General features: G+C 71.4%; 8 protein-coding genes. 5 read left to right on the forward strand and 3 right to left on the reverse strand.

Annotated elements, in window-relative coordinates:
* Window positions 1-11: 11 nt before the first annotated feature.
* Window positions 12-2,522: an amino acid adenylation domain-containing protein gene (locus tag ABD156_RS16480; RefSeq protein ID WP_344273378.1), complete on the forward strand. Its 2,511-nt coding sequence runs from the start codon at window positions 12-14 to the stop codon at window positions 2,520-2,522.
* Here the strand turns inward: ABD156_RS16480 and ABD156_RS16485 are convergent.
* From ABD156_RS16485 to ABD156_RS16495, 3 genes are read right to left on the reverse strand one after another with little or no spacing between them, the layout of a single operon-like run.
* Entirely contained in the window at window positions 2,488-5,571 is a 3,084-nt protein-coding gene (locus tag ABD156_RS16485; protein ID WP_344273381.1) for an amino acid adenylation domain-containing protein, read from the reverse strand. The genes ABD156_RS16480 and ABD156_RS16485 overlap by 35 nt on opposite strands.
* 2 nt (window positions 5,572-5,573) lie before the next feature.
* Window positions 5,574-7,430, reverse strand: coding sequence for a B12-binding domain-containing radical SAM protein (locus tag ABD156_RS16490; protein WP_344273384.1), 1,857 nt, complete (start codon window positions 7,428-7,430; stop codon window positions 5,574-5,576).
* 15 nt (window positions 7,431-7,445) lie between these two features.
* Window positions 7,446-8,273, reverse strand: a complete 828-nt coding sequence (locus tag ABD156_RS16495; RefSeq protein ID WP_344273387.1) for a hypothetical protein — start codon at window positions 8,271-8,273, stop codon at window positions 7,446-7,448.
* Window positions 8,274-8,618: 345 nt separating this feature from the next.
* On the opposite strand from ABD156_RS16495, the gene ABD156_RS16500 reads away from it, so the two are divergent.
* Genes ABD156_RS16500 through ABD156_RS16515 form a run of 4 tightly spaced genes read left to right on the forward strand, consistent with a single transcriptional unit; the run spans window position 8,619 to window position 13,580 of the window.
* Window positions 8,619-9,878, forward strand: a complete 1,260-nt coding sequence (locus tag ABD156_RS16500; protein WP_344273390.1) for an MFS transporter — start codon at window positions 8,619-8,621, stop codon at window positions 9,876-9,878.
* Window positions 9,875-13,108, forward strand: a complete 3,234-nt coding sequence (locus tag ABD156_RS16505) for a non-ribosomal peptide synthetase (protein ID WP_344273393.1) — start codon at window positions 9,875-9,877, stop codon at window positions 13,106-13,108. Before ABD156_RS16500 ends, ABD156_RS16505 begins: the two co-directional genes overlap by 4 nt.
* Entirely contained in the window at window positions 13,108-13,326 is a 219-nt protein-coding gene (locus tag ABD156_RS16510) for an MbtH family protein (RefSeq protein ID WP_344273396.1), read from the forward strand. The genes ABD156_RS16505 and ABD156_RS16510 overlap by 1 nt, the downstream gene beginning before the upstream one ends.
* Window positions 13,323-13,580 (forward strand): hypothetical protein, encoded by a 258-nt coding sequence (locus ABD156_RS16515; RefSeq protein ID WP_344273399.1) that lies wholly within the window; start codon window positions 13,323-13,325, stop codon window positions 13,578-13,580. The genes ABD156_RS16510 and ABD156_RS16515 overlap by 4 nt, the downstream gene beginning before the upstream one ends.
* Window positions 13,581-13,602 lie beyond the last annotated feature (22 nt).

A 13,602-nucleotide genomic window follows, 5' to 3' on the forward strand; every position in this document is an offset into this window, starting at 1 on the left:
CTGGGGGGCGAATGGGTTCGGGGGACTACGAAGACATCTGCGGACTGCTGGCGGCCGCTGCCGAGGCGCGGCCCGGGCAGATCGCCGTGCGGGACCCGGACCGCCAGGTGACCTACGCCGAACTCGCGACGCTGTCCGACCGGGTCGCGGGCTGGCTTCGGGAATACGGCGCCGGCGCCGAACGGGTGGTCGGAGTGCGGCTGAGGCCGTCGGCGGACCTGGTGGCCGTCCTGTGGGGGGTGCTCAAGTCGGGATCCGCTTTCCTGGCAATCGATCCGGCGACACCGGATGCCCGGGTGCGGCAGCTGCTCGAGCGGGCCGCGGCCGACGTGCTGGTCGACGACAACGGTTCGGCTGTCGCCGGCTGGGCGGGCCGGACGGCCTGTCCCCGGGACGCTTGGCTGGCCGCGCCGATGGCGGGGTCGCCCGAACGCGCCCATCCGCTCAGCCTGGCCTACGTCCTGTTCACCTCGGGTTCCGCGGGCGCGCCGAAGGGCGTGGCAGTGCCGAGAGCGGCCCTCTCCCGGTACACGGCGTGGGCCGTGCGGGCCTACCGGTTGCGGCCGGGAAAGGTGTCCGTGCTGCACAGCTCGATCGCCTTCGACCTGACGCTGACGAGCATCTTCCCGGCGCTGGCCGCTGGGCAGCGGGTGCTGGTGAGCAGCGGATTGCCGGGCCTGGCCGAGGCGTTGCGCGCGGCGGAACCGCCTGGTCTGGTGAAACTCACCCCCTCGCACCTGCGTGCGCTCAACGCCCAGAGTGCTGAACGGTCCCGGCCGGAGCGAGTGGTCGTCGGCGGCGAGCAGCTCTACTTCCGCGACTTGCACGGCTGGAACCACAGCGCTGTGTTCAACGAGTACGGCCCGACCGAGGCCACCGTCGGCTGCAGCGCGCACGAGGTGCGCGACTGGGGACCGTCCGGCGACGCGGTCTCGATCGGCCGTCCGATCGACGGCGCTGTGCTGCGGGTCCTCGACAGCCGCCTTCGACCGGTTCCCGACGGCGTGGCAGGGGAGATCTACATCGGCGGAACGGGTCTGGCCCGCGGTTATCTTCAGGCCCCGGCGGCGACGGCCGAGCGCTACGTTCCCGACCCGGAGTCCGAGGTGCCAGGCGCGCGGCTGTACCGGACCGGGGACATCGGTCTCCGCCGGGCCGACGGCAATCTCGTCTACCTGCGCCGGGCGGACGACGAGATCAAGGTGCGAGGACACCGGATCGATCCCGCAGAGATCAACGGGACGCTCTTGAACCATCCCTCGTGCGACGAGGCCTTCACGTTCAAGACCGACGACGAACGCCTTGTCACGGTCGTCGCCGCTGCCCCGGGCGGTCGGCCGGAGGCGGCCGAACTGCGCGCGTTCCTGGCGAGCATGCTCCCCGCCCATCTGCTGCCGGATCTACTGCTTCCGGTGGCGGAGATTCCGTTGACAGTGAACGGAAAGATCGACCGGGGCGCGCTGACCGCGCTCGTCACCGCACCCGGGAACGGGTCCGTCCCGCGGCCGATCGGCGATCCGCTCGAACGGGACCTGGCAAACCTGTTCGGCGCGCTCCTCGGGATCTCCGGCGTCGATCCCCGTGCCGACTTCTTCGAGCTCGGCGGCCATTCGCTGCTCGCGGTCCAGCTCCTCGCCCGCATCGAGGGGACCTTCGGGGTGCGCATCCCGGTCATCGCGCTGCTGGAGGAGGTCGTCGGCGAGGACCCGCCGGCCAGTGCCGCCGGGCTGGCCCAGCGCATCCGCGCCGACGGCGACGCCCGGGTCAGCAGCGTCGTCCGCGTCCGGACCGGCAGCGACGACGCCCCGCGACTGGTCCTGACGCCTCCGGCGGGAGGCGAGTTGTCGGCGTACACCGCGTTGCTCGGCCGGCTCGACGACGACCTGAGCGTCTACGCGGTCCAGTCCCTGCATTCCCAGCACGAAGGCGACCAGGAACTGCGCGGGTTGGTGCGGCGGTATCGCGAGGACCTCGAACGGGTGGCCGGGCCGGGCCGCTGTCACCTGGCCGGCTGGTCCTTCGGCGGGGTTGTCGCGCACGAATTGGCCTGTCAGCTGGCGACCTCGGGCCACGACCCGGCGAGCCTCACCGTGCTGGACGGTTTCATCGCGGGGCCGGGGGAGGACGCGGCCGACGACGCGGACGCCCTCGCGGTGGTGGGCCACATGTTCGGCCGGGAGGTTCCCTCCGGCGCGGACGCGGCTGATTTCGCCGAGCAGATCGTCGCCGCGACAGCGATTCCCCGGGAGACGGTCCTGGAGCGGATCGACCTGTACAGCGCGCATGTTCGGGCCTGGCGCGGACACGTACCCGCCACCTACGACGGCGACCTGTGGCTGGTGCAGGCGGCCGCTCACGATTCCGCCACGCTGCGGGAGTGCGGCCGCCGCTGGCGTGCGGTGTGCGCCGGGGAATTCACGGCGCGCAGCGTCGTCGCCGACCACTATGGGCTGCTTCGGGAACCGGCCGTGTCCGAGGTCGCCAAGATCATCGGCGGGCATTTCCGCTCGCCTGTGCGGTGAGTTCGTCGAGGGCGCGGGAAAAGGCCTCCTGGAGTCGGCAGGCCGTGTCGTCGGACACCCAGCCCGGGTCGTACTCGAGGCGGCCGCGCGCCTGCTCGCGGCCGTTCCGCGGCCACAGGACCAGGGTCAGCTCGAACCGGGGGACGGCAGGCACCGCGTCGACGGCTTCCACCGACAAGCCCGGCACCGACCAACGGGCCGCGCCGTGGTTCTGCCACGCGAAGAAGACCTGGAACAGCGGCGGCCGGTCGAGCGCGCGCCGCCCGGCTGCGCGCGTCAGCTCGCTCATCGGAACGTCGTTGTAGGACAGGGCTTTCGTCCAGGCGTCGGACACTCCGCCCACCGGAGTCGCGAACGTCTCCTCGTCGAAGGGGACGACGACGGTCCGCACGAAGCATCCGATCGCGTCCTGGTGCGAGGGCGAGTCCCGGCCCGCCACCGGAACGCCGACACAGAACCGCGAAGTCCCGGTCACGGAGCGAACGGCGGCGCCGAACGCGCCCAGCAACAGGACGAACGGCGTGACCCGAGCGGCACGCGCCGGTGCCGAAAGCCGGGAAGGCAGGTCTTCGGGCACGGCCCACGGCCGGACAACCGATCCCGCCTCGCTCCGGGTTTCCGTGCGCGCGGGCCATTCCAGAGCCGACGTTCGCGCCAGCCGGGCGGCCCAGCGAACCAGATCCGCGCGGTCGCTCCCGGCCGGTTTCAGCCGGGCGAACTCCCGGTACGACGGCGCGGGCGGCAGGTCTCGCCCGGATAGCAAAGCGCTGATTTCCCTTGTCAGCACGTGCTCGCTGAGGCCGTCGAAAGCGGCATGGTGCACCGCGAGCACGACTGCCCCGGGACGGACCTCGGCGGCGATGAGCGGTCCAGTCTCCAGCGCCACGGCTTTCGCCAGATCTCGGGCCCGGTTCCGGAGGTCGTCGTCGGTGAGCTCGGCCCCGCGGCCCGCAGGCACGGTGATGGTCGCGGCTTCCGGGACGGACAGGGCGAACGCGGCCGGGATGCCGTTCTCGTCGCCGCGGACAGCGGTCCGCAGTGCGTCGTGGCGGCCGGTCACGGTTCGCAGAGCGGCCGCGAGGCGGTGCGGGTCGAGGTCGCCGCGGATCCGGTAGGCGAAGAGCACGACGTTGGCGAGAGACCGTTCCGGCCAGGCGAAGTCGTAGAGCCACATCGCGACTTGCTGTTCGGTGGGCACCAAAGTCCCCGCCGGGCTCACGACGGCGGCGGGCGGCCTGCTCCCCGAATGGTGCGCTGCCGCGATGGCGGCGGGCGTTCCGTGTCGCAGGAAGTCCCGCACCGGCAGGGAAAGGTCATTCTCTTCGAACAGCACGCGAGCCAGGCGCGCGGCGCCGAAGGAATCCAGTCCCAGCGCCCGCAGATCGTCTTCCGCCGTCACCCCGCCGAGTCCGAGAACCGGTCCGGCGCGGTGCGCGATGGCTGCGGCCAATTCGGCCGCAGGCCCGGTCGGGACCGGCTCTCGCGCGCGTCCGGCGGCGGGCAGCGAGGTGCCGGCCAAGGCGGGCAGCGCGGCCCGGTCGAGCTTGCCGGAGGCGGTCACCGGCAGGGCAGCCACCGGAACGCACACTGCGGGCACCAGGTGATCCGGCAGCTGGGCTCTGGCCCGCCGCGCCAGGCGATCGAGGACGTCGTCGGCATGGCCGCGCGCCAGGACCGCGAGCGCCGCCAGGATCGGGGCACCGCTCGCGGCGACGACTACCGTGACCGCGACATCGTCGGCTTCCGGCTCCGCGCGCAGGACCGTCTCGATTTCGCCCGGCTCGATCCGGAAGCCGTGCACTTTGAGCTGATCGTCGGCGCGGCCACGGTAGTCGAGCGCGCCGCCCGGGAGCAGCCGCGCGAGGTCGCCGGAGCGGTAGTGCCGGACCGGTCCGGAGCCGAGGTCGAGGTCGCGGAACCGTTCGGCGTTCGCCCCGGGTCGGTTGAGATACCCGGCGGCGACCCCTTCTCCCGCGATCCACAGCTCGCCGACCGCGCCTTCGGGCACCGGGCGCAGGTCCTGGTCGAGTACTGCGATCGACAGGTGCGGCAGCGGCCGCCCGATCGGCGAGCGCAGGGCCGGATCGCGGTCCGGCCGGAGGATCTGCCAGGTCGCGTGCACGGTGGTTTCCGTGATGCCGTACATGTTCACGAGCACCGGCGGCCGTCGTCCGGTGGCGGCGGCCAGCTCGCCGAAGCGGTCGGCGGCGGCCAGGTTCACCGCTTCGCCGCCGAAGATCACGTAGCGCAGAGACAGCGCCGGAGCGCCCGCGCTCACGAAGGCGTCGACGAACCGGGCGAACACCGAGGGCACCTGGTTCAGGACTGTCACTCGCCGTTCGGCCAGCATGCGCAGGGTCGATTCGGGGGACTGCGCCACCGCGAGGGGGACGACGAAACACTCCGCGCCGGTGGCCAGCGCTCCCCAGAGCTCCCACACCGAGAAGTCGAAACCGTACGAGTGGAACAGGCTCCAGACATCCGTCTCGCGGACGTCGTACAGCGGAAGGGCGTGCCGAAGCAGCGCGACCACATTGGCGTGCGTGACGACCACGCCCTTCGGCCGTCCGGTCGATCCAGACGTGTAGATGGCATACGCGGGGGAGGACGGCGTAGGGTCCGGAACGCCCGGAACCGTTGCCGCGACGTCGTTCCGGACGGACACCTCCACCCGTGTCACGCCGGGCGTGGCGGGCAGACCGGGTTCGGTGACGATCACGTCCACCGCCGCGTCGGCGAGGATCTCGGCGATCCTCGCCGCGGGCAGCGCCGGGTCCAGCGGCACGTAACCCGCCCCGGACCGCAGGACGCCGAGCACGGCCACCCCGACGTCCACAGTGCGGTCGAGCAGGAGCCCGACCCAGTCCCCGGGGCGCACTCCGGAGGCCGCCAGCCGGTCGCCGAGCGCCCTGCTGCGCCGGTCCAGCTCCGCGTACGTCAGCGTCCGGTCCGGATCTCTGAGCGCGACGCGGCCGGGATACCGGACTGTCGAAGCGGCGAACACCTCGGTCAGTGTCCGTGCGCCGGACAGGCGGTCCTCGCCGGGCACGGCTACCGCCCTTCGACGTGGATGGCGGCGCCCAGCCGTTCCGCCGCGAGCCGGTAAAGCTCCTCGGCCTCCGCTCCGCTGATGCTGGAGAACTGGTGCGCGGTCTCGAACGACGGATGCCGCTTGAGCTTCTCCCGGTAGTCGGGCATCGGGCGGCCCGACTTCAGCAGTTCCAGCCACTGCCGGGTCGCCGGGTAGGGGCTGTTGATGTTCAGCGCCACACAGCCGTCCGGGATGTAGCCGCAGCGGTGCATCTCGGCGATCAGCTCCACCGTCTCGATCAGCTGCTCGCGCGTTTCGCCGAGGCCGAACTGCAACGACGTCCCCACGCGCACTCCGGCCTCGTGGCACCACTTCGCCACCTCCCGGAAGCGGGCGGACCAGTTCGTCGCGGCCGGCAGGACGCGGAGCTGGCGCACCTTCTGCACGCTTGCGGGATCGGGTTCGGCGGACTCGACGCCGAAATAGACATAGCTGCACCCGATTTCCGAGAGCTGCCGCAGCAGCGCCGCGTCGACGTCGTTGATCGTGGTCTGGCAGCCCCACTCGATCAGCGGCCGGCCGCCGCCGCGGCGGGCCATGAGCCCGGCGAACTCCGCTACCCAGCGGCGGTCCTGGGTGAATGTGCTGTCGTCGAAGAAGACCGCCTCGAAACCCTGCTCCAGCCGCAGCTCGATCTCCTTCACCACGTTGCCCGCCGAGCGCTGGCGGATCTTGGGCGTCCCGTAGAGCGTCGAGTCGGCCGATTCGTGGCAGAAGGAGCACGAGTACTTGCAGCCGTGGCAGGCCAGCACCTGCGCGGTGAGCTTGCCGCCGAAGATCGGGAACCGGTTCTCGTGAGTCAGGCGGCCCAGGTCGATGAACGGCATCGAGTCGCCTTCCAGCGCCGAACCGCTCAACCGCACGGATTCCAGCGTTTCGGTGCCCTCGTCGACCAGAAAAAGCCGTCCGCTGCCCGGCAGGCCGGCGAAAACCTCGGGCCGGGCCAGGATTTCCGCCTTGATCCGGGCGGTGTCCGCGGTGAGATGGTCCGCGACCACCTTCAGGATCTCCAGGAGCGCGTAGGCCGCGTCGCCCGCGAACACCAGGTCGACGAACGCGCGTTCTTCTTGGCTGGCAAGGGTTTGGAGGGTGCGCAGCCGGTCGGCCTCCTCCGGGGTGATCAGGAACGGCGAATACGCCGCCTGGTACCGCGCGCCGCGCCGGGCCAGCCGCTCCGAGGCCGAAACGTAGACCTCGGGGTTGACGCCGTCCTCGTGCTGGCCGCCCAGCAGCACCAGGGATTCCGGCGACACTCGCTTGATCAGACGGGCGATCCGCAGGGCGAAGTGGTGGCCTTCGGACAGATTGCTGACGCCGACCAGCCGCGGGCGGTGCGCGCGCAGAAGCGCGGTCAGCTGCTCCTCGAAGGCGCTGTCGTAGACGAGCGGGTTCATCACCGCGACGACCTCTGGGACGCGGGCGCCGGGGAATTCGTCGATCCGAAGGGCCCGGTCGAGGACCGACGTCGCGTACAACAGCGGCGTCGGAATGCCTGGGAACGACCCGCTGGCCCCGGATTCGATGTGCGGTGCGCTGACGAACAGCACCGGGAAGTACTTGAGCCGGCGGCGTTCGGCGGCCAGTTCGGCGTCGCTTCGCGGCTTAGGCGAGGACTCCGCCCACGACGCGAGTTCCCGGTCGAGCTCCAGCTCGCGTTCGAGTGCCGTCGCCGAGACCGTTTCCGGGCTGCCGCCGTCGCCTGGGGCGAACCGCCAGTCGCGCTCGTGAGCATGCAACGACCGGGAGAGCGCCCGCCGTCGCTCGCGCACGCGGGCACGGCGCTCGTCGAGCGGGTCGGCCGGCTTGCCGGGGACCATCGCGGTCTCCTTGCCTCAGCGACGCAGGGTTTGGGACACGAACTCCGCCACCGCGGCGTCGGCCAGCAGCTGGGGTTCGGGCACATCGAAGCGGACAGCGCGGTCCCCGGCGTGCGGGACCGCTTCGCGGGTGTTCGACCACACGACTTCCGCGACCGGACCGGCGGCCGTCTCCTCGCATCGGGAAGACGCGACGAGATAGGCGAAATAGGAGGCGAACCGGTCGCACAGCTGTCTTTCGAGAGCAGGCGCCACCCGAAGCCGGCCGCACGCGGCGGTCACCAGGCCCTGATAGACCTCGTCGAGCGCTTCCGCCATGGGCGCGAGAGCGCGGCCGCCGGCGTCGGCGCAGCGCTCCTCCCAGCGCGCCGCCGAATTCCGGGCGCCCTCGATTTCGCCGGGCGTGAGCTGGGGACGGACCGTGTCGAGTGCCTCGGCGAATTCTCGGCTCAGCGTCGTGCCATTGACCCGAAGGGGATCGAAGAGCAGCAGAATCGGTTCTCCGAGGCCGTATTTCGTTGCCGCGTCAGCCAATGCTCTGGCCAATGCGGCTCCCGCGCAGTAGCCGAGCACCGCGCGGACCGGACGTTCGGGCGCGGCCATTTCGGTCAATTCGGCCAGCCAGGGTCCGAGATAGCGATCCGGCTCGGATACCCGGAGATAATCGCAGCCGCGCGCGAACTTCCGCGGAATAGTCTCGATCAGTTCGAACTGCTCGAGTCCGCCGGCGGCCGCGGCGAGGTCGGCGAATCCGGCCGTGCCGCGCACGGCCTCGAAATTGACCGACGGCACCAGGTGCCCGGAGCTGCCCGACAACTGCCGCCAGCAGGCGCCGGCGGTCATGATCGCTGCGGCGGTGGAACGGATTTTTCGGTGACCGGCACGGATTCGACCCCCCAGTTCCGGCCGCTTCCGAACGGGTCGGCGCGGACGGTTCAGCCGCGGAAACCCGGCCTCGGCTCCGCGGTCGAACCGCAGTGGAACCGGCCGGGCGGAACACCCCCTCTTCCTTTCTATTTGAGGCCAGGCAACGGATTCTGTCAAGCCTGCGGGTCTCTGCCGGACGGCCGCGCATTCGCGCGACTGTCCTTGACACTGCCGGTGGACGCTGTTCTACTCGGCAGATCCGAGGGTTCTCCACAAAGTCCGGGCGGCCCGCGGCCGTCCGGCGCCGGGGGAGGGGAATTGATGCCGCGCGGGGAGGCCAAGGCACAGCCGAAAACGTCGGCCGGAACCCGTGATTTTTTCATTTTCCTCAGTTCGCAGACCCTGTCCGCGGTGGGAAACTCCATTTCCTACGTCGCGATCCCCCTGCTCGTCCTGCGCGCCACCGGTTCGGTCGTCCAGATGGGGATGATCACCGGGCTGGTCAGCGTCGCCACGATCGTCACCGGCCTGTTCTCCGGCGCGGTCGCCGACCGGGTGAACCGGCGCCGCCTGCTGATCGTCTGCGATCTCGCCCGCGCGCTGCTGTTCGGGGCCGTCCCGCTGATCTGGGCTTTCTCGCCTCAAGTCTGGCTGCTTTACGTCATTGTCCCGGTGGCCGGGGTTTTCTCGATGGCCGCGCAGGTCGCGTACGTGACCGTCACCCCGAGCCTGGTCGAAGCGGACCAGATCACGAAGGCCAACGGACGTCTCTACGCCTCCTACGCTGTCGCCGGTGTCCTGGGCCCCACGCTGGCGGGCGCGCTTTCCGGAGTTTTCGGCCCGGCTGCCGTGATCGCGATCGATGCCGCCACCTTCGTCGCGTCCGCGGCCGGTCTGTACCTCCTGCGCTGGGACGGCGTCCCGAAGCCGGCCGAAGCGCCGGACGCGGCGCGGCGCTCCTTCCTGTCGGACTTCATGGTCGGGTTGCGATTCCTCGGCGGGCACCCGGTTCTGCGGACCCTGACGATCCTGTTGTCCTTCCTGACTTTCCTCACGCTCGGCCTGATCGACATCGTCGTCTTCCACGTGAAGCACGATCTCGGCCAGCCGGACAGTGTCGTCGGCGTCGTGCTCGCGGCAGGCACCGTCGGAACCCTGATCGCTTCGGCGTCGGTCGCCCGGGTCCGCGGGGCATTGGGTTTCGGCGGCAGCTGGATCGGCGCGTACGCGCTCGCGGGCGCGGTGGTCGCGGGTCTCGGGCTCGCCGCGAATGTCGCCCTCGTCGCGGTGCTGGTGTCGGTTTTCCTGTTCTGCACCGGAATCGCGGGGATTTGCTCGATGTCGCTGCGCCAGGAAGTCACGCCGGACCACCTGCTGGGCCGGGTGACCTCCACCTTCTGGACCGTCCACTCGACCCTCGGCCCGATCGGGGCGGCCGTGCTCACCGCGCTGGCGGCGAAGTTCGGCGTCGGCCCGGTCTGCCTGGCGATCGGCGGCGCGTGCCTGGCGATCGCCGCTGCGGGATCGTTCACCCCGATCGGCCGGCGCGCCCGGCCGGAGCTGTCCGGGAGCGCGGAATGAACGCGACGGTCCCGCTTCTGCCGGCACAGCGCCAGTTCTGGCTGCTGGACCGGATCTGGCCGGGCAAGCCGCACCAGAACCTGGCGACCGCGGTGCGGCTGCGCGGGCCCGTCGACCACTCGCTGGTCGAGCGGAGCTTGCGCGAGGTCGTGCGGCGGCACGAGGCCCTCCGCCTCGAATTTCCCGCGGTGGAAGGACAACCGGCGCCGCGCTTGGCCGCGGACCCCGCCGTGCCGGTGCCGGTGGCGGACTTGTCGCCGTTGCCGTCCGGCCAGCGGGAAGCGCTTCTCGGCAAGCTCGTCGAAGATCTCGCCCACCGCGTTTTCGACCTCGCGCGCGGCCCCCTGGTGCGCGCGGCCCTGATCCGGACCGGCCACGACCGGCACACCCTCGTGGTGTCGGTCCACCACATCGTCTCGGACGTGCACTCCACCCGGATCCTCCTCCGCGATTTCTTCGAGTTCTACTACGCGGCGATCGAGCATCGGCCCACGGAACTGCCGGACCTAGCCGGCCATTACGCCGCGGCGGCGGCCCGGCTGGAGGCCTGGCGCCACGGCGCGGATCATCAGCGGTGCCTTGCCTACTGGCGCGACCGCTTGGACGGTCTCCCCGCCACGGAGCTGCCGCCGGATCGGCCGCGAACACAGGACGCCCCCGCCGAAGGCGCCGTCTACCGGCGCGAGCTCGGCGACGCGCTTTCCGCGCGCGTGCAGGCTTTCGCGCCCGCCGAGGGTGTCACCGTGTTCATGGTGCTGGCGGCCGCGTTCTTGACGACCCTGGGCCGCTACCTGGACGAGGACGACGTCGCCATCGGCACGCCGATCGCCACCCGCGCCGACCCGGCGAGCCAGCACCTGGTGGGACCGTTCATCAACACCCTGGTCCTGCGCGCCGACCTGACCGGCCGCCCGACGCTCCGGCAGGTGCTCGCCCGGGTACGCGACACCTGCCTTGGCGCCTACGCCCATCACGAAATCCCGTTCGGCGACGTGGTGGCGAGCCTGGTGCCTGGCGGGCCGCCGACCCGCAGCCCGCTGTTCCGGATCCTGTTCCAGTACCTGGCCGAACCGGTCGAAGACTCGCACCGCAGCAGGCTGGTCGCCGGCGTCGACCGGGTCGCGGTCAACGTCACCCCGTTCGACCTCGCGGTGGAGATCGTCGAGTCCCGCTCCGGCGCTTCGATCGAGGCGCGCTACGACACCGCGCTCTACGACCGGGAAACGATCGACCGGTTGATCACGAGCTGGCTCGCGGTGGTCGGGCAACTCGTCGAACACCCGGACACGCCCCTGCGGGACGCGGGGATCGTCAGCGAGGCCGATGCGGCCGAACTGGCCCGCGCCGCCCGCGGTCCGGCGCTCCCGCCGGGCCCCCGGCCGCTCGTGCCCGACCTCCTCGAGCGCCGTGCCCGCGCCGCGCCGGAGTCCGTCGCGATCGTCCACGGGGACGTCCGGCTGACCTACGCGGAACTGGACCGGCGCGCGAACCGGCTGGCGCGCCGGCTGATCCGGCTCGGGGTGCGGCCGGAGGACCGGATCGGCGTCTACCTGGAGCGCTCGGCCGACACGTTCGTCGCGGTGCAGGCGGTGTGGAAGGCCGGGGCGGCCTACGTCCCGCTCGATCTCGACAGCCCGGCCGCCCGGCTCCGGATCATCCTGGACGACGCCGGAGCGGAGGTCGTGCTCACCCACCGCGCGCTGGCGGGGGAGATCGGCGGCCCCGCGCTGACCGTGCTGTGCCTTGACGACATTCAGGACGACGACGCGACTGCTCCGGTGCGGGCAACCGGCCCCGACAGGCTCGCCTACGTGATTTACACGTCCGGTTCCACCGGCCGCCCCAAGGGCGTGATGGGCACGCACGGCGGTTTGGCCGCGGTGTACGCGGCCTGGAATCAGACCTTCCGGCTGGAGGCGTCGACCACGGCGCACCTCCAGATGGCGAACTTCACCTTCGACGGGTTCCTCGGCGAGTTCGTGCGCGGTCTGTGCTCCGGGGCGAAGCTCGTCGTGTGCCCGAGGGAGGATCTCCTTCGCCCCGAGGAACTTCTCCGCCTGGTCCGGTCCGAGGGAGTCGACCTGGCCGACTTCGTCCCGGTCGTCCTGCGGGCGCTGCTCGGCCACGTCCGGGCGACGGGCGGCGGCCTCGGCCCGCTGCGGGTGGTCATCGTGGGGTCCGACGTGTTCGACACCGGCGACCTGGCCGCGATCCACGCGCTGGCCGAGCGGGAGATCCGCGTCTTCAATTGTTACGGCGTCAGCGAAGCCACTATCGACAGCACCTGTTTCTCCTGTGCGCCGGAGGAGGACCACGGCCGGATCGTCCTGATCGGGACCCCGTTGCCCGGCATGGAGGCCTACGTCCTGGACTCGGACCTGAACCAGGTGCCGCCGGGCGTGCCCGGCTGCCTGCACGTCGCGGGCCCGACGGTGACCCGGGGCTACCTCGGCGATCCGGCGCGCACCGCCGAAGCGTTCGTGCCCCATCCGTTCGGCGCCGTCGCGGGGCAGCGGCTCTACCGGACCGGTGACCTGGCCCGGTACCGGCGGACACCGCGCGGCCTGGCGATCGAGTTCCTCGGACGCCGGGACCACCAGGTGAAAATCCGCGGCTACCGGGTCGAATTGGGCGAGGTCGAGGCCGCGGCGCGCTCGGTCCCGGGCGTTCGCGACGCCGTCGTCGTCGCGGACAGTGCGCGCCTGCGGGCGTTTCTCGTCCCGGCCGGCGGGCGCTGGGCGATCGAGCCGGAAGACTGCCACGAGGAGCTCCGCGCCCGGCTGCCGGCGTACATGCTGCCCGACCGGATCGTCCTGGTGGACGCGCTCCCGACTACCGCGGGCGGCAAGCCGGACCGGCTCGCCGTCGCGGCCCTGGAGGCCGCCGAGCCGGACCGGGCCCGCCCGTATCGCGCGCCGCGGACCGGGACCGAGCAGGAGATCGTCCGGATCTGGGAACGGGTGCTGTCGCGCTCCCGGATCGGGGCGGAGGACGACTTCTTCCGTCTCGGCGGCGAATCCCTGCTGGCGATGCGGGTGCTGGCCGGCGTGCGCGGCCGGTGGGCGGTCGAGGTCTCGATGCGGGACTTCTTCCGGAACTCCACTCCCGCCCGGCTCGCCGCGCTGGTCGACGACCGGCTCCGACGCGGCGACGTCGGGCCGTCGGAATCGGCGGAGATGGTCCCGGCGGAACGGACAGCCGTCCATTACGCGGGAGAGGAAACGCAGTGATGCCGGAGGCCGAAACCGACGACCGGGCCTACCGAGTCGTCGTCAACCACGAGGAGCAGTACTCGATCTGGCCCGCGGACCGGCCGAACCCGCCGGGCTGGCGGGATGAGGGCACGGGCGGCACGAAAAGCGAGTGTCTGGACCGAGTCGAGCTTGTTTGGACGGATATGCGTCCGCTGAGCCTGCGCGAGCGAACGGACCGGGAGGGTGCGGAATGAAGGACTACTTCAGGGCCTACCGGCTCGGCGACCTCCGGGCATTCCCCGGCTGGGCCGCGGCCGCCCGGCCGGAAGCCGCCGAACTCGGCGACGACGCGATCGTCTACGTCCGCGGCGATCTCGCGGTGGTGCGCAGTCCGGTGCTGGCCGAACCAGGAATCCTGTGGGACACGCTGTCCCCGCAGTGGCACGAGTTCTGCGCCTCGGCGCTGCACTTCGAGATCCCGGAAGACCTGCGGTTCGCCCGGACCTGAGCGGCCCCGTCGAGAGAGGGAA

The organism is Amycolatopsis albidoflavus, assembly GCF_039525725.1.
GTDB lineage: Bacteria > Actinomycetota > Actinomycetes > Mycobacteriales > Pseudonocardiaceae > Amycolatopsis > Amycolatopsis albidoflava.

Bases quoted from the DNA above. Each gene is read 5' to 3' on its own strand.
- ABD156_RS16510 (WP_344273396.1), top strand. From the start codon at position 13,108: ATGCCGGAGGCCGAAACCGACGACCGGGCCTACCGAGTCGTCGTCAAC.
- ABD156_RS16495 (WP_344273387.1), bottom strand. From the start codon at position 8,273: ATGACCGCCGGCGCCTGCTGGCGGCAGTTGTCGGGCAGCTCCGGGCAC.
- ABD156_RS16490 (WP_344273384.1), bottom strand. From the start codon at position 7,430: ATGGTCCCCGGCAAGCCGGCCGACCCGCTCGACGAGCGCCGTGCCCGC.
- ABD156_RS16515 (WP_344273399.1), top strand. From the start codon at position 13,323: ATGAAGGACTACTTCAGGGCCTACCGGCTCGGCGACCTCCGGGCATTC.
- ABD156_RS16505 (WP_344273393.1), top strand. From the start codon at position 9,875: ATGAACGCGACGGTCCCGCTTCTGCCGGCACAGCGCCAGTTCTGGCTG.
- ABD156_RS16480 (WP_344273378.1), top strand. From the start codon at position 12: ATGGGTTCGGGGGACTACGAAGACATCTGCGGACTGCTGGCGGCCGCT.
- ABD156_RS16500 (WP_344273390.1), top strand. From the start codon at position 8,619: ATGCCGCGCGGGGAGGCCAAGGCACAGCCGAAAACGTCGGCCGGAACC.